This window comes from Streptomyces callyspongiae (assembly GCF_047200695.1).
GTDB lineage: Bacteria > Actinomycetota > Actinomycetes > Streptomycetales > Streptomycetaceae > Streptomyces.
In genome coordinates this window covers 81,766-97,300 of record NZ_JBJZOM010000010.1, presented here as the reverse complement: position 1 = coordinate 97,300, position 15,535 = coordinate 81,766, and the positions used below count along the sequence as shown (strand labels likewise).

At 72.1% G+C, this 15,535-nt stretch carries 9 protein-coding genes; 6 read left to right on the top strand and 3 right to left on the bottom strand.

The window, feature by feature from the left end; translation table 11 throughout:
• Window positions 1–182 precede the first annotated feature (182 nt).
• From ACL06G_RS11945 to ACL06G_RS11930, 4 genes are all read left to right on the top strand, one after another.
• Window positions 183–1,649 carry a Glu/Leu/Phe/Val dehydrogenase dimerization domain-containing protein gene (locus ACL06G_RS11945; RefSeq protein ID WP_412787222.1) on the top strand — a complete coding sequence of 489 codons (1,467 nt, stop codon included), beginning with the start codon at window positions 183–185 and terminating at the stop codon, window positions 1,647–1,649.
• Window positions 1,650–1,779: 130 nt separating this feature from the next.
• Window positions 1,780–4,296 (top strand): aminopeptidase N, encoded by a 2,517-nt coding sequence (pepN, locus tag ACL06G_RS11940; protein ID WP_412835856.1) that lies wholly within the window; start codon window positions 1,780–1,782, stop codon window positions 4,294–4,296.
• Window positions 4,297–4,449: 153 nt separating this feature from the next.
• Entirely contained in the window at window positions 4,450–5,919 is a 1,470-nt protein-coding gene (locus ACL06G_RS11935; protein WP_412835855.1) for a pyridoxal phosphate-dependent decarboxylase family protein, read from the top strand.
• A complete protein-coding gene (locus tag ACL06G_RS11930) occupies window positions 5,916–7,406 on the top strand; it encodes a lysine N(6)-hydroxylase/L-ornithine N(5)-oxygenase family protein (protein ID WP_412787225.1) in 1,491 nt (496 codons plus the stop codon). The genes ACL06G_RS11935 and ACL06G_RS11930 overlap by 4 nt, the downstream gene beginning before the upstream one ends.
• Here ACL06G_RS11930 and ACL06G_RS11925 read toward each other — a convergent pair.
• Window positions 7,403–7,711 (bottom strand): chorismate mutase, encoded by a 309-nt coding sequence (locus tag ACL06G_RS11925; protein ID WP_412787226.1) that lies wholly within the window; start codon window positions 7,709–7,711, stop codon window positions 7,403–7,405. The two genes, ACL06G_RS11930 and ACL06G_RS11925, sit on opposite strands and share 4 nt — an antisense overlap.
• Window positions 7,712–7,830: 119 nt before the next feature.
• Between ACL06G_RS11925 and ACL06G_RS11920 the strand changes: the two genes are divergently transcribed.
• Entirely contained in the window at window positions 7,831–8,745 is a 915-nt protein-coding gene (locus ACL06G_RS11920) for a hypothetical protein (protein ID WP_412787227.1), read from the top strand.
• A 52-nt stretch (window positions 8,746–8,797) separates the two neighbouring features.
• Window positions 8,798–9,271, top strand: coding sequence for a PPOX class F420-dependent oxidoreductase (locus ACL06G_RS11915; protein WP_412787228.1), 474 nt, complete (start codon window positions 8,798–8,800; stop codon window positions 9,269–9,271).
• 134 nt (window positions 9,272–9,405) lie between these two features.
• Here ACL06G_RS11915 and ACL06G_RS11910 read toward each other — a convergent pair whose 3' ends face one another.
• The gene (locus ACL06G_RS11910; protein WP_412787229.1) at window positions 9,406–10,869 is read right to left on the bottom strand and encodes a glutamate synthase subunit beta; all 1,464 of its coding nucleotides are present in this window, start codon (window positions 10,867–10,869) and stop codon (window positions 9,406–9,408) included.
• Window positions 10,862–15,418: a glutamate synthase large subunit gene (gene gltB / locus ACL06G_RS11905; protein ID WP_503167847.1), complete on the bottom strand. Its 4,557-nt coding sequence runs from the start codon at window positions 15,416–15,418 to the stop codon at window positions 10,862–10,864. Before gltB ends, ACL06G_RS11910 begins: the two co-directional genes overlap by 8 nt.
• Between the last annotated feature and the right edge of the window lie 117 nt (window positions 15,419–15,535).

Genomic DNA, 15,535 nt, shown 5'->3' with positions numbered 1-15,535 from the left:
GACGAACGAGAAAGTCTCGCCTTTCCTTGCACAGCTCCGGCTCCCGAGGAAGGCACCACAGTAATTGACGGACAGGTGCATCCTGCGCGCCTGCTCCGCTATCGGTGACTGGAAAGGGTGAGTTCCGCATGACGCAGATTTCCGTTGAGCCTCCGCAGACTGCCGCCGGCCATGCACCTTTCATGCGGATCACCTGGAGCGATGATCGAACACCGGCACGCGGCTTCGTCGTGATCGACCGCCTGGTCACGGGCATCGCCACCGGAGGGCTGCGGATGCGCCCTGGCTGCACCGTCGACGAGGTCGGCGAGCTCGCACGGGAGATGACCCTGAAGATGGGCGCCTTCGGCATCCACGTCGGCGGCGCCAAGGGCGGCATCGACTTCGATCCGGCCGACCCGCGCGCCGGCGAGGTCCGGGAGCGCTTCGTCCAGGGAGTCCGGCCGCTGCTCGAGCGCTACTGGGTGACGGCCGGCGACCTGGGCACGCAGCAGGAACGACTGGACGAGGCCTTCGCCCGCGTAGGGCTCGGCGAGACCTCCTTCCACGCCGCCATGGTGCGCGCCCCCGACGAGGCGGAGACCCGTTCCCGCGTGCGCCGCGCGTTCACCGCGGAGACCGAAGGCCTGAAGCTGTCCGAACTGGTCGGCGGCTACGGAGTCGCGGAGGCCGCTCTTGCCGCCCTGGAGTACCGGGGGCTGCCCGCCGCCGAGTCGAGCGCGGTCGTCCAGGGATTCGGTGCGATGGGCGGCTCCACCGCGCTGTACCTCGCCCGGGCCGGTGTGAAGGTCGCCGGAGTGGCGGATGCCCGCGGGCTGATCACCAACACCACCCGCGGCCTCGACGTACAGGCGCTGCTGGCGGCGCGGACGGCATCGGGTGTCATCGACCGCTCCGTGCTGCGGGAGGACGACGAGGAGCGGCCGGGCGAGGACTGGCTGGCGCTGGACGTGGACGTGCTGGTGCCTGCGGCGGTGTCCTACACCATCACCGCGGCGAACTGCGACCGCATCCGCGGACGGTTCGTGGTGGAGGCGGCGAACGTGCCGACCACTCCCGAGGCGGAGGAGCGGCTGTGGGAGCGGGGCGTCACGGTCGTGCCCGACTTCATCGCCAACACGGGTGCCGCGGCCGGCGCCTGGTGGGTGATCCTCGGCGAGGTCGTGAGCCCCACAGGCGCCTGCAGCCGCCTGTCGTCGCAGATCCGCCCGCTGGTGCGCGACCTGCTGGCACGAGCGGCCGAGACGGGTGTCTCGATGCGTTCCGCGGCCGTCCGCTTCGCGCGGGAGAACGTGGAGCGGCTCTCGGTGGAGTACGGCGGCGTGGTCGCCACGCGGGACCTGTACCCCGTCGTCGGCGAGGACCATTTCGTCGACGAGGAGGTCGAGCCCGCCTGGGGGCTGGTGAGCGACGCGGAGCTGGTGCCGGTGCGCGCGTTCCCGCTGCCGGCCGGCGCCGACCTGGCCCCGGCGGAGCTGCCGGACACCAGCCCGGACGTACCGGGTGCCCCGGTCGGTCTCGCGGCGGAGCGGGTCGAGGTCACCGCTTCCCTCGCACCGGAGGCCGACCGTTCCGGCGAGCGCTGCCCCGCCTGCTCCGGCAGCAGCTACCGGGAGGCGCGGCCGGGCGGCATGGGCGAATCCTCCTGACGCCTGGACTGTATCCGCACGGCGCGGGCCACCCGAGGACCCCCGGGGGGCCCGCGCTGCGGCGCGCGGCGGCGGTCGTGCGGTGAAAGGTACGTGCACCGGGAACACCGGTTGCGGCAGCATGGCGACCATGTCCCCTTTGACGCGCGACGAGGCGCAGCACAGAGCCCGGTTCCTTCACGTGCACGAGTACACCGTCGACCTCGACCTCAGCGGCGGGGAGGAGGTGTTCGGCTCCTCGTCGACCGTGCGGTTCACGGCCAGGACCGGCGGTGACTCCTTCGTGGACGTGCGGCCGGTGAAGCTGCACCGGGCCGTGCTGGACGGCGTGGAGCTCGACGCCGGGGACCTGGTGGACGGCCGGCTGCCGCTGCGGGGGCTGGCAGCGGGCGAGCACGAGCTCCGGGTCGAGGCGGAGATGCCGTACTCGCGGGTCGGCGAGGGCATGCACCGGTTCACCGATCCGGCTGACGGCCGCACGTACCTGTACTCGCAGTGCTTCCTCGACGACGCGCCCCGGGTCTTCGCCTGCTTCGACCAGCCCGACCTCAAGGCCGTGTTCCGGGTGTCGGTGACGGCACCGGCGGACTGGACGGTACTGGGCAACGGCGTCGCCGAGCGGATCGGCGACGGACGCTGGGTGTGCGCGCCGACACCTCCGATCAGCACCTATCTCGTGGCGGTGGTCGCGGGGCCGTATCACTCGGTGCGGAGCGAGCACGCCGGACTGCCGTTCGGCCTTCACGTGCGCGCCTCCCTGGCGGAGCACCTGGACCGGGACGCCGAGGAACTGCTGGACGTCACCCGGCGGTGCTTCGACAGGTACCACGAGATCTTCGACGAGCCGTACCCGTTCGACTCCTACGACCAGGCGTTCGTGCCGGAGTTCAATGCCGGGGCGATGGAGAATCCGGGTCTGGTGACCCTGCGGGACGAGAAGATCTTCCGTTCGGCGGCCACGGAGACCGAGGTGCAGGACCGTGCGGTGACGGTGGCGCACGAGATGGCGCACATGTGGTTCGGGGACCTCGTCACGCTGCGCTGGTGGGACGACGTGTGGCTCAACGAGTCCTTCGCGGACTACATGGGCTACCAGGTGCTCTCCGAGGCGACCCGCCACGGCGAGGCGTGGACGGAGTTCACCTCCGCCCGCACCGGGTGGGGGTCGGACGCGGACCAGCGCGGCTCCACCCATCCCGTCGCTCCGGATGCGCACGCGGTACCGGACACCGCCACAGCGCTGCTCAACTTCGACGGCATCAGCTACGCCAAGGGCGCGTGCGCGCTGCGGCAACTGGTCGCGTGGCTCGGCGAGACGACCTTCCTGGCAGGGGTCAACGACCACTTCTCCCGTCACCGCTTCGGGAACGCCACGCTGGCGGACTTCGTGGACTCGCTCGCCCGGGCGTCCACCGACCGGGACGTTCACGGCTGGGCGGCGGCCTGGCTGCGGACCACCGGCCTGGACACCCTCTCGGCACGGGTGGCCGACGACGGGGCCGGCGGCTGGCTGGCCGAGGTGGAGCACCTGGGCTCGCGGCCCCACAGGATCGCGGTGGGGCTGTACGACCGGTCGCCGGAGGACCGGAACCGTCTGGTGCTCCGGGAGCGGCTCGACCGCGACCTGGCCGCCGACGGCGGCGGGCTGTCCCTGAAGGGGCAGGCTCCCCGCCCCGATCTGGTGCTGCTGAACGACGGCGCTCTCACCTACGCCAAGGTCCGGCTGGACGAGGTGTCCTGGGAAGCCGCGCGGGGCGCGCTGTCGGGCCTGCCGGACGGCCTCTCCCGCGCCGTGGCGTGGAACGCCGCACGCGAGATGGTGCGTGACGGGGAGCTGCCGCCCGAGGCGTACCTGGAGGCGGTGCGCGCGCATGTCCCGCTGGAGCGGGACGAATCGGTGGTGCAGGCCGTGCTGGCGTTCGCCCGCCGGCAGGTGGCGGACCGCTTCCTGTCGGGCAGGACACGGGCGGGCGCCCTGGAGGTGCTGGTGGGAGCCTGCCGGGCGCTGCTGGACCGCACCGACGGCGGAACGGAACCCGGGGTGCGGCTCACGGCCCTCCGGTGCCTGCTGGAGAGTTCCACCGACACCGACGAGCTGCTCGCCTGGCGGACGGGGACCGTACCCGGCGGCCCGGTGCTCGACGCCGAGCTGCGGTGGCTGCTGCTGCTGCGGCTGTCGGTGCTGGGCGCGGTCGGCGAGGACGCGATCGCCGAGGCGCTCGCCGAGGACCGCAGTGCCGCGGGCGAGCAGGGAGCCGCCCGGTGCCGGGCGGCGCTGCCGGACGCGGGGGCGAAGGAGCGTGCGTGGGAGGCGATGTTCGGCGACGCGGACACGCTGTCGAACCGGATCTTCGTCGCGACGGCACAGGGATTCTGGCAGCCGGAGCAGGAGGACCTGCTGGAGCCGTACGCGTCGCGGTTCTTCGACGCGGCGGTGCAGGTCTCCCGGCGCCGCGGGGCGGCCATCGCGCAGGGCACCGCCCGCTGGGCGTTCCCGCACGCAGTGGCGGGTTGCGCGGGCGACGAGGTGCTCACGCTCGGCGAACAGTGCCTGCAATCGGGGGCTCCGGTGCCCGCACTGGCCCGCGGCCTGGCCGACCAGCTGGACGACCTGCGCCGCGTGCTGGCCGTACGGGGCGCGGGCTGACCGCAGGACTCCCGCCTGCCGGGCCGCCGACGCGCGGCCCGGCACGGTCGTCCCTCCTTCGGGGGAAAGATCGCCCTCCGCTGTCGCGTGCTGACGCAGCGCGCATAGGTTAGGTCCACCTAACCCGCTGCTCCGAGGGAAAGAGTGCCTCCGATGCCCGTGCCTGTCGCCGACTCCAGCCTGCTCTCGGGCGGTTCCGGAGGGCCTGCCGCACTGCGCCCACTGGTGACCGCCGTGCTCGACGCGCTGGAACAGGGAGCGGGGGACCGCTCCGGCCCCCTGCCGCGAGGCGGCCCGGAAGCCGTCGCGGCCGGGTTGCGCGCGGCGGTGGGCGAGGTGCTGCCGGAGGAAGGCGCCGGGCCGCACGAAGCACTGACCACGGTCGTACGGGCGGTGGCCCGGGGCGGGGCGGACCCCGCCGACCCCCACTGCGCCGCACACCTCCACTGCCCGCCCCTGGCCGTGGCCGCCGCCGCGGATCTCGCGGCGAGCGCACTGAACCCTTCGATGGACTCCTGGGACCAGGCCCCGGCGGCCTCGGAGCTGGAGGCACTGGTGTGCGCCGGCATCGCCCGCACGGTCTTCGGGAACACCCGCGGGGTGCAGCCCGACGCCCTGGTGACCACCGGCGGCACCGAGTCGAACCAGCTGGGGCTGCTGACGGCACGGGAACGTCTCGGACCCGCCCTCCGGGTGGTCTGCGGAGAGAACGCCCACCACAGCGTGCACCGGTCCGCCTGGCTGCTGGGGCTTCCCGCGCCCGTCGTGGTGGCGGCACCGCGAGGAGTCCTCGACCCCCGGGCGGTCGCGGAGGAACTGGCACGCCCCGGCGCCCCGGCACTCCTGGTGGCAACTGCCGGGACCACCGACGCGGGCGCGGTGGACCCGCTTCCCGAGCTGGCCCCGGTGGCCGCCCGGTACGGCGCCCGGTTCCACGTCGACGCCGCCTACGGCGGGCCGCTGCTCTTCAGCGACAGGCTGCGTTCCCGACTCGCCGGCATCGAACGGGCCCACTCGGTGACGCTCGACCTGCACAAGCTCGGCTGGCAGCCGGTGGCGGCAGGACTGTTCGCGGTACCGGACGCCGCGGACCTCCGTGTCCTGGACCACCGGGCCGACTACCTCAACGCGGACGACGACGCCGAGGCCGGGCTGCCGGATCTGCTGGGGCGCTCGCTGCGCACCACGCGACGCCCGGACGTGCTGAAGGTGGCGGTGACGCTGCGGGCACTCGGTCGGCGCGGCGTCGCGGAGCTGGTGGAGCGCACCTGTGCGGCGGCCGGGATCCTGGCGGGACTGGTCCGGGAGGATCCCGCGCTGGAGCTGCGAGGCCGGCCGGAGTTGTCGACAGTGCTGTTCCGACCCGCCGGTGCGCCGGACAGGGCCGTCGCAGACGTGCGGAGACTGCTGCTCACCGAGGGCCGCGCGGTCCTGGGCCGGGCCGCACTGGACGGGCGGCTGTGGTGGAAGGTGACCCTGCTGAACCCGCACGTGGGAGGTGGCGAGATGGCCGCGCTGCTCAAGCTGGTGCGGGACACCGTGCCCCAGGTCTCGGTGCCGCAGGGCCGCACCGGAGCGGCCGCACCGCCGGCGGACGCGCACGACGGGGACGCGCAGGCATGACGGGACGGGAACGCGGGGCGGGGCCCGCGGAGCCGGCGAGTCCGCTCGATGTCGCGGGCGTGGGGATCGGGCCGTTCAACCTGTCGCTGGCGGCGCTTGCGGACAGCGTGCCGGGACTGCGGTGGGCGCACTTCGAGCAGCGTCCCGGATTTTCGTGGCACCCGGGGGTGATGGTGGAGGGAGCCACGCTCCAGGTGCCGTTCCTGGCGGACCTCGTCTCGCTGGCGGACCCGGCGAACCCCTGGTCGTTCCTGCGGTACCTGCGGGCGCACGAGCGGCTTTTCCCCTTCTACTTCGCGGAAAGGTTCCACATCGAGCGGGCGGAGTACGACCGCTACTGCCGCTGGGTGTGCGAAGGCCTCTCGGCGGACGGCGACGGCAGTGGACTCCGATTCGGGCACCAGGTGGACGTCGTCCGCTGGAACGCCGAACGGTCCCTCTTCGAGGTGGACTTCACCCGGCTGGACGAGGCGGGTGACGCCGTGGCCCTGGGGCGGGCGCTTGCGCGCCACGTGGTGCTCGGCATCGGAACCGCCCCCCACGTGCCCCAGCCGCTGCGGCCGTTGGCGGCGGCGCCGGCGGTGCCGGTGCTGCACTCCGCGGACTACCTGTCGCACCGTGAGGAACTGCTGGCGGCGGACCGGGTGACGGTGGTCGGCTCGGGCCAGTCCGGCGCCGAGGTGTTCCTCGACCTGCTGCGGAACCGGCCCGAGGGACGTGAGCGGCTGACCTGGCTGACCCGCTCCCCGGGGTTCGCCCCCATGGAGTACAGCAAGCTGGGCCTGGAGCACTTCACACCGGACTACGCCCGCTACTTCCACGACCTGTCCGAGCCGGTGCGCGACGCGCTGGTGCCGCGGCAGTGGCAGCTCCACAAGGCCGTCGACCACGAGACACTCGCGGCTGTGCACGACGAGTTGTACCGTCGCGCGGTGCGGACGGGCTGGCCGGACGTGGTACTCACTCCGGGGGTCGCGGTGCGGACTGCCGGGCGGCTCGGGTCCTCGCAACTGGAACTGCACCTGGAGCACGCGGAACAGGGCCGCAGATCCAGGCTGGTAACGGACGCCGTGGTGCTGGCTACGGGTTACCGGGAGCGCCCCTCGGAAGGACTGCTGGCCCCGCTCGAGCCGTACGTGCGCAGGGACGCCGCAGGGCGACCCCGGATCGACGCGGGCCACCGGATGGTGCTGGACCGCTCGGTCACCGGCAGGGTGTACGTGCAGAATGCCGAGCATCACGCGCTGGGTGTGGGGGCGCCGGACCTGGGCCTGGCGGCCCATCGCAGCGCAGCCATCCTCAACGACGTGACGGGGAAGGAGCCGTACCCCCTCCCGCAGCGCACGGCCTTCACCTCGTTCGGGCTGACCACCTCCGACCGGCGGACGGCGGAAGGAGGCGGAGTGCGGGAAGCCGGGGGCGTACCGGTCCCCTCGCCCGAGGAACCCGGGCAGGCCGGCGACCGTGCGGTCCGCCGGGTGCGCTAGGAGCGGGCGATGGTCTCGTGGTGGCGGATGACCTCGGCGATGATGAAGTTCAGCAGCTTCTCCGCGAACGCCGGGTCCAGCTTGGCGCTGCTCGCCAGCTCCCGCAGGCGTGCGATCTGGCGGGCCTCGCGCGCCGGGTCCGCGGGAGGAAGCTGATGGGCTGCCTTGAGCCGCCCGACGCGCTGGGTGCACTTGAAGCGCTCGGCGAGCATGTGCACCACGGCCGCGTCGATGTTGTCGATGCTGTCCCGCAACTCGGCCAGCTGTGCGGCCACGGACTCGTCGGTCGCGTCGGTCTCGTTCATGATCCCTCCAGCCTACGGCGGGGGCGCCCCCGCGCGCATGGAGTGCCCGCATGCCGGTCACCCGTGCCGGAGCAGGCCGACGGCGACCGCCGGTGGGACCATGGAGGAAGGGTGAGGGCATGGGAGCGCCGAAGGGCCGGGCCGCGGACCCGGTTGAGCACGGTTTTCCCCATCTGGCGACCGTGCGGGCCGCGATCACGGCCCTGTACAGGCGGCTCTCCCCCGACACCGTCGCCGGCTTCGAGGCGAGCGTGCTCCCGGTCGAGGTGGCGTTCGGAGAGGACGACGACCTGCATCTGGGAGCCCAGCGCGTGGCGGGTGCACTGGTGCGGCACCTGCGGCTGCCGGACGCGCGGATCGTGGTGAGCTTCCGTGCCATGGAGCACGCGGCGAGCGTGGAACTGGAGGCCGGCCCGGAGTACTTCGTCGAACTGAACGACCGCTTCCGCACCCACCGCAGGGACGTCGGTGCCGCGCTGGCGCACGAGATCATGCACGTCTACCTGCACCGCCTGGACCTGTCGTTCCCCGGCATCCCGGCGAACGAGGTGCTCACCGACACCGCGGCGGCGTATCTGGGGTCGGGCTGGCTGCTGCTGGACGCCTTCCGCCAGGACGGTGTGTCCTCGCAGAAGCTGGGGTACCTCACGCCCGAGGAGTTCGGCTATGTGCTGGCCGCGCGCGCCGAGGTGTTCGGGGAGGATCCGTCACCGTGGTTCACCAGCGCGCAGGCGTACGAGGCCTACCTGACGGGCAGGGAACGGGCCCGGCGCGACCGGGAGCAGCCGCCGCTGGCGGCCGCCGACCGTGCCGCGCGGCGCCGGTACGCGCGCGACCGGCGGTGGGCGGAACGGTGGCGGGAGACCGTCGGCGAGGAGGAGAACGGGCGGACCTATTCCCTCGAACCGGGGTCGGACGGGCTGCGGGTGTCGTTCCCGTGCCCGACGTGCCACCAGCGCATCCGGGTACCGGTGCGGGGGCGGGTCACCGTGCGCTGCGGTCTGTGCAGGTCGGAATGGGACTGCGACACCTGAGGCGGGCGCGCCGGGTGACGTCCGCCGGGCACCGGGCCCCTAGGCTCGCGGCATGACTCCTTCTGTGGCGACGAACACCCGTGTCGAACGCGACGAACTGCTGGAGTTCCTGCGGCCGAGGCACCGCGCTCTGCTGATCACCCGGCGGGCCGACGGAACCCCGCAGGCGTCTCCGGTCTCCTCCGGCGTGGACGACGCGGGCCGGATCGTGGTGTCGACCTACCCGGAGCGTGCGAAGACGCGCAATGCCCGGCGCGACCCCGCGGTGAGCGTGGTGGTGCTCTCGGACGACTGGAACGGCCCCTGGGTGCAGGTGGACGGCGACGCGGAGGTGATCGACGCACCGGACGCGGTCGAGCCGCTCGTGGAGTACTTCCGCAGCATCTCGGGCGAGCATCCGGACTGGGACGAGTACCGGGCCGCGATGCTGCGGCAGGGCAAGTCGCTGCTGCGGGTGACGCCGCGCCGCTGGGGCCCGGTGGCGACGGGCGGCTTCCCTGCCCGCTCGGCGGACTCCGCCGGCTGACTCGGGTCGTCGCGGCTGTGCCGCTGTGCCACCGGGCCGGGGGCAAGGGGAGAGGCGCCCGTCTCCCGGTCGGGGGTGGGAGACGGGCGCCCGGTGTCCGCACGACGCTGTGCGGGACAGACAGGGACGGGCCGTTACACCGTCAGGGCGCGGTCCGTCGGCTTGACGGGCGCCGGGAGGGCGCTCGCGGTGCCGGTGAGGTAGTGGTCGACGCCGCGGGCCGCGGAACGGCCCTCGGCGATGGCCCAGACGATCAGGGACTGCCCGCGCCCCGCGTCGCCGGCGACGAACACGCCGTCCACGTCGGTGGCGTAGTCCGCGTCGCGGGCGACGTTGCCCCGCTCGTCGAGGCCGACGCCGAACTGCTCGACCAGTCCGTTGGTGCGGTCGATGCCGGTGAAGCCCATCGCGAGGGTGACGAGTTGCGCCGGGATCCTGCGTTCCGTGCCCGGCTTCTGTTCGAGCTTTCCGTCCTTCATCTCCACTTCGACGAGATGCAGCCACTGGACGTTGCCGTCCGAGTCGCCCTCGAAGTGCGTGGTGGAGACGGAGTAGATCCGCTCGCCGCCCTCCTCATGGGCGGTGGTCACCTTGTACAGCATGGGGAAGGTGGGCCAGGGCTGGTGCGGGGCGCGCTCCTCGCCGGGCCGGGGCATGATCTCCAGCTGGGTGACGGAGGCGGCGCCCTGCCGGTGGGCGGTGCCGACGCAGTCCGCACCGGTGTCGCCGCCGCCGATGACGACGACGTGCTTGCCCTCGGCCGAGATCGGCGAGACCGTCAGGTCGCCCTCCTGCACCTTGTTCGCGAGGGGCAGGTACTCCATGGCCTGGTGGATGCCGTGGAGTTCGCGTCCGGGTACCGGCAGGTCCCGGGCGGTCGTGGAGCCGGCGGCGATGACGACGGCGTCGTACCGCTTGCGCAGTTTCGCGGCATCGATGTCGACACCGATCTCCGTCTCGGTGCGGAACTTGGTCCCCTCCGCGCGCATCTGCTCGATGCGGCGGTTGATGTGCCGCTTCTCCATCTTGAACTCGGGGATGCCGTACCGCAGCAGTCCGCCGATGCGGTCCGCGCGTTCGTAGACGGCGACGGTGTGGCCGGCGCGGGTCAGCTGCTGCGCGGCCGCCAGGCCCGCGGGGCCCGACCCGATGACGGCGACGGTCTTCCCGGACAGCCGCTCGGGCGGCTGCGGGGTGACGTCCCCGTTGTCCCAGGCCTTGTCGATGATCGAGACCTCGACGTTCTTGATGGTCACCGCCGGCTGGTTGATGGCCAGTACGCACGCCGACTCGCAGGGGGCGGGGCACAGCCTGCCGGTGAACTCGGGGAAGTTGTTCGTGGCGTGGAGGCGTTCGCTCGCGGCCTGCCAGTCCTCGCGGTAGGCGTAGTCGTTCCACTCGGGGATGAGGTTCCCCAGCGGGCAGCCGTTGTGGCAGAACGGGATGCCGCAGTCCATGCAGCGGCCCGCCTGCTTGCTGATGATCGGCAGCAGCGAGCCGGGGACGTAGACCTCGTTCCAGTCCTGCACGCGTTCCGGGACGGGGCGGGTCTCGGCACCCTCGCGGTCGGTGGTCAGGAAGCCCTTCGGGTCAGCCATGGGTCGCCGCCTCCATCATCTTCTCGTGGGTCTCGGACTCGGAGAGTCCCGCTCGCTCGGCGGCTTCCTTGGCGGCGAGCACTGCCTGGTACTGCGGGGGAACGATCTTGGTGAAGCGGGCTGCGGCCGCGCCCCAGTCGGCGAGGAGCTTCTCCGCGACGGTGGAGCCCGTCTCCTGCCGGTGACGCTGCACGACGTCGTGCAGCCACTCCCGGTCCGCGTCGTCGAGTTCCCGGATCGCCGACCGCAGCGCACCGTTGACCTGCTGCGGGTCGAGGTCGATCACGTAGGCGAAGCCGCCGGACATTCCGGCGCCGAAGTTCCGTCCGGTCTCCCCCAGGACGACGGCCGCTCCGCCCGTCATGTATTCGCAGCCGTGGTCGCCGACACCCTCGGAGACCACAGTGGCTCCGGAGTTGCGGACGCAGAAGCGTTCGCCGACGCGGCCGCGCAGGAACATCTCGCCGCCGGTCGCACCGTAGGCGAGCGTGTTCCCCGCGATGGTCGAGTACTCGGCCAGGTGGTCGGCGCCGCGTTCGGGGCGCACGACCACCCGCCCACCGGAAAGGCCCTTGGCGACGTAGTCGTTGGCGTCTCCCTCGAGCCGGAGAGTGACGCCGCGCGGCAGGAAGGCGCCGAAGGACTGGCCCGCGGAGCCGGTGAAGGTGATGTCGATGGTGTCCTCGGGCAGACCCGCGCCGCCGAACCTCCGGGTGACCTCGTGGCCGAGCATGGTGCCCACGGTCCGGTTGATGTTGCGGATCTCCAACTGCCCCCGGACGGGGCGGGCGTCCTCCGGTGATGCGGCGTTCAGAGCGTCGGAGGCGAGCTTGATCAGTTCGTTGTCCAGCGCCTTGCCGAGCCCGTGGTCCTGCTCGACGACCTGGTGCCGGGCGGCGTCCTGGGCCAGTTCGGGCACGTGCAGCAGCGGTCCGAGGTCCAGTCCTGCGGCCTTCCAGTGGTCCACGGCGCGGCTGACGTCGAGGAGTTCGGCATGGCCGATGGCCTCGTCCAGGCTGCGGAAGCCGAGTTCGGCGAGCAGCTCGCGGACCTCTTCGGCGATGAACTCGAAGAAGTTCACCACGAATTCGGCCTTGCCGTTGTAGCGCTCGCGCAGCAGCGGGTTCTGCGTCGCGATGCCCACCGGGCAGGTGTCGAGGTGGCAGACGCGCATCATCACGCAACCGGACACGACGAGCGGCGCGGTCGCGAAGCCGTACTCCTCGGCGCCGAGGAGGGCGGCGATCAGGACGTCGCGGCCGGTCTTCAGCTGTCCGTCGGTCTGCACCACGATGCGGTCGCGCAGGCCGTTGAGGAGCAGGGTCTGCTGCGTCTCCGCCAGGCCGAGCTCCCAGGGCCCGCCGGCGTGCTTGAGCGAGGTCAGCGGCGAGGCGCCGGTGCCGCCGTCGTGGCCGGAGATCAGCACCACGTCGGCATGGGCCTTGGAGACGCCCGCCGCCACCGTGCCGACGCCGACCTCGGAGACCAGCTTGACGTGGATGCGCGCCCCCGGGTTGGCGTTCTTGAGGTCGTGGATGAGCTGGGCGAGGTCCTCGATCGAGTAGATGTCGTGGTGGGGCGGCGGCGAGATGAGGCCCACCCCGGGCGTCGAGTGCCGGGTCCTGGCCACCCACGGGTACACCTTGTGGCCGGGCAGCTGGCCGCCCTCCCCCGGCTTCGCCCCCTGCGCCATCTTGATCTGGATGTCGTCGGCGTTGACCAGGTACTCGCTGGTCACGCCGAACCGGCCGGAGGCGACCTGCTTGATGGCGGAGCGGCGTTCGGGGTCGTACAGCCGCTCCGGGTCCTCACCGCCCTCGCCGGTGTTGGACTTGCCACCGAGCCGGTTCATGGCGACGGCGAGCGTCTCGTGGGCCTCCTGGGAGATCGAACCGTAGGACATGGCCCCGGTGGAGAAGCGCTTGACGATCTCGGACACCGGCTCGACCTCGTCGATCGGCACCGGCTGCCGCTCGCCCTCCTTGAGGCGGAAGAGGCCGCGCAGGGTCATCAGGCGTTCGGACTGCTCGTCGACGCGGTGCGTGTACTGCTTGAAGATGTCGTACCGGCGGGAGCGCGTGGAGTGCTGCAGCCGGAAGACGGTGTCGGGGTCGAAGAGGTGCGGTTCGCCCTCGCGGCGCCACTGGTACTCGCCGCCGATGTCGAGGGCGCGGTGCGCCGGGGCGATGCCGGAGGCCGGGTAGGCCTTGGCATGGCGGGCGGCGACCTCCTTGGCGACGACGTCCAGCCCTGCGCCGCCGATCTTGGTCGTGGTGCCGTGGAAGTAGGTGTCGACGAAGGACTCGTCGAGGCCGACGGCTTCGAAGACCTGCGCACCGCGGTAGGAGGCGACGGTGGAGATGCCCATCTTGGACATCACCTTCAGGACGCCCTTGCCCAGCGCCTTGATGAGGTTGCGGATCGCCTCCTCGGGGGCCAGTTCGTCCACCCCGGGCAGGAACGTTCCCGCGCGGACCAGGTCCTCCACCGACTCCATGGCCAGGTAGGGGTTGACCGCGGCGGCGCCGTAGCCGATCAGCAGGGCGACGTGGTGGACCTCGCGCACGTCCCCCGCCTCGACGAGCAGGCCGACCTGGGTGCGCTGCTTGGTGCGAATCAGGTGGTGGTGCACCGCGGAGGTCAGCAGCAGTGACGGGATCGGCGCGTGCTCGGCGTCGGAGTGCCGGTCGGAGAGCACGATGAGGCGGGCGCCGGAGGCGATCGCCGCGTCGGCCTCGTCGCAGATCTCCTTGATGCGCGCGGCCAGGCCCTCCGCCTCCTCGTGGACGCGGTACAGGCCGGAGAGCGTGGTGGCCTTGAAGCCGGGCAGGTCGCCGTCGGCATTGACATGGACGAGTTTGGCGAGCTCGTCGTTGTCGATCACCGGGAACGGGAGCGTCACGCTGCGGCAGGACGCCGCGGAGGGCTCCAGGAGGTTGCCCTGCGGCCCCAGCGGCGACCCGAGAGAGGTGACGAGCTCCTCACGGATCGCGTCCAGCGGCGGGTTGGTGACCTGCGCGAACAGCTGGGTGAAGTAGTCGAAGACGAGCCGCGGCCTGCTGGAGAGGGCGGCGATGGGCGAGTCGGTCCCCATCGAACCGATCGGCTCGGCCCCGGTCCGCGCCATCGGCGCGACCAGGACCCGCAGTTCCTCCTCGGTGTACCCGAAGGTCTGCTGACGCCGGGTCACCGAGGCGTGGGTGTGCACGACGTGCTCGCGCTCCGGCAGGTCGGCGAGTTCGATCAGGCCGGCCTCCAGCCATTCCTCGTACGGCTGCTCGGCTGCCAGCGAGGACTTGATCTCGTCGTCCTCGATGATGCGGTGCTCGGCGGTGTCGACGAGGAACATACGTCCCGGCCGCAGACGCCCCTTGCGCACCACGCGCGAGGGATCGATGTCGAGGACGCCCACCTCGGACCCCAGGACGACCAGGCCGTCGTCGGTGACCCAGTAGCGGCCGGGGCGCAGGCCGTTCCGGTCCAGGACGGCGCCGACCTGGGTGCCGTCGGTGAAGGTGACGCAGGCGGGGCCGTCCCAGGGCTCCATCATCGTCGAGTGGTACTGGTAGAAGGCGCGACGGGCCGGGTCCATGGAGTCGTGGTTCTCCCACGCCTCGGGCACCATCATCAGCACCGAGTGCGGCAGCGACCGCCCGCCGAGGTGCAGCAGTTCCAGTACCTCGTCGAAGGTGGCGGAGTCGGACGCGCCGGGGGTGCAGACGGGGAAGATCCGGTCGAGGGCCTGGTCCGGACCGCCCTCCCGCCCGGCGGCGGCGAACAGGTCGGAGGCCAGCTGCGACTCCCGGGCCCGCATCCAGTTCCGGTTGCCCTGCACGGTGTTGATCTCGCCGTTGTGGGCGACGAACCGGTAGGGGTGGGCCAGCGGCCAGGAGGGGAAGGTGTTCGTGGAGAACCGGGAGTGGACCAGCGCCACCGCGCTGACCAGTCCGCGGTCGGACAGGTCGGGGAAGAAGGGCTCCAGCTGACCGGTGGTGAGCATGCCCTTGTAGACCAGCGTCCGGGCGGACAGCGAAGGGAAGTAGACGCCCACCTCGCGCTCGACCCGCTTGCGCAGCACGAAGGCGAGCCGGTCGAGGTCGATGCCGGTGCGGCCACCGGCCTCGTCCGCGACGAACAACTGCTTGAAGGTCGGCATGGTGGCGCGGGCGCCCTCACCGAGCAGCTCGGGAGCGACCGGAACCTCGCGCCAGCCGAGGACGGTGAGCCCCTCCTCCTCGGCGAGCGCGGTGATGCGGTGCACCGCCTCGGCCTCCTCCTCGGCGTCGGCCGGGAGGAAGGCGAGCCCCACCGCGTAGGCACCGGCCGACGGCAGGTCGAAGGCGACGGTCTCGCGGAGGAAGGCGTCGGGCACCTGGAGGAGGATTCCGGCACCGTCGCCGGTGTCCGGGTCGGAACCGGTGGCACCCCGGTGTTCGAGGTTGCGCAGCACGGTAAGGGCCTGTTCGACCAGTTCGTGGCTGGGGACGCCGGTGAGTGTGGCTACGAAGCCGACACCGCAGGCATCGTGCTCGTACCTGGGGTCGTACATCCCCTGCTTCGCAGGGTGGGCCGCCTCGAGTGCCGCACGCATCGGCTCTCCCGTCGTCGTCGTGGCATGTGCAGGCGCCGAGGGACGACGTTGGCCCTGGCTGAACAAATTTTCGTG

Bases quoted from the DNA above. Each gene is read 5' to 3' on its own strand.
- ACL06G_RS11925 (WP_412787226.1), bottom strand. From the start codon at position 7,711: ATGAACGAGACCGACGCGACCGACGAGTCCGTGGCCGCACAGCTGGCC.
- ACL06G_RS11910 (WP_412787229.1), bottom strand. From the start codon at position 10,869: ATGGCTGACCCGAAGGGCTTCCTGACCACCGACCGCGAGGGTGCCGAG.
- pepN (WP_412835856.1), top strand. From the start codon at position 1,780: ATGTCCCCTTTGACGCGCGACGAGGCGCAGCACAGAGCCCGGTTCCTT.
- ACL06G_RS11930 (WP_412787225.1), top strand. From the start codon at position 5,916: ATGACGGGACGGGAACGCGGGGCGGGGCCCGCGGAGCCGGCGAGTCCG.
- ACL06G_RS11915 (WP_412787228.1), top strand. From the start codon at position 8,798: ATGACTCCTTCTGTGGCGACGAACACCCGTGTCGAACGCGACGAACTG.
- ACL06G_RS11945 (WP_412787222.1), top strand. From the start codon at position 183: ATGCGGATCACCTGGAGCGATGATCGAACACCGGCACGCGGCTTCGTC.
- ACL06G_RS11935 (WP_412835855.1), top strand. From the start codon at position 4,450: ATGCCCGTGCCTGTCGCCGACTCCAGCCTGCTCTCGGGCGGTTCCGGA.
- ACL06G_RS11920 (WP_412787227.1), top strand. From the start codon at position 7,831: ATGGGAGCGCCGAAGGGCCGGGCCGCGGACCCGGTTGAGCACGGTTTT.
- gltB (WP_503167847.1), bottom strand. From the start codon at position 15,418: ATGTACGACCCCAGGTACGAGCACGATGCCTGCGGTGTCGGCTTCGTA.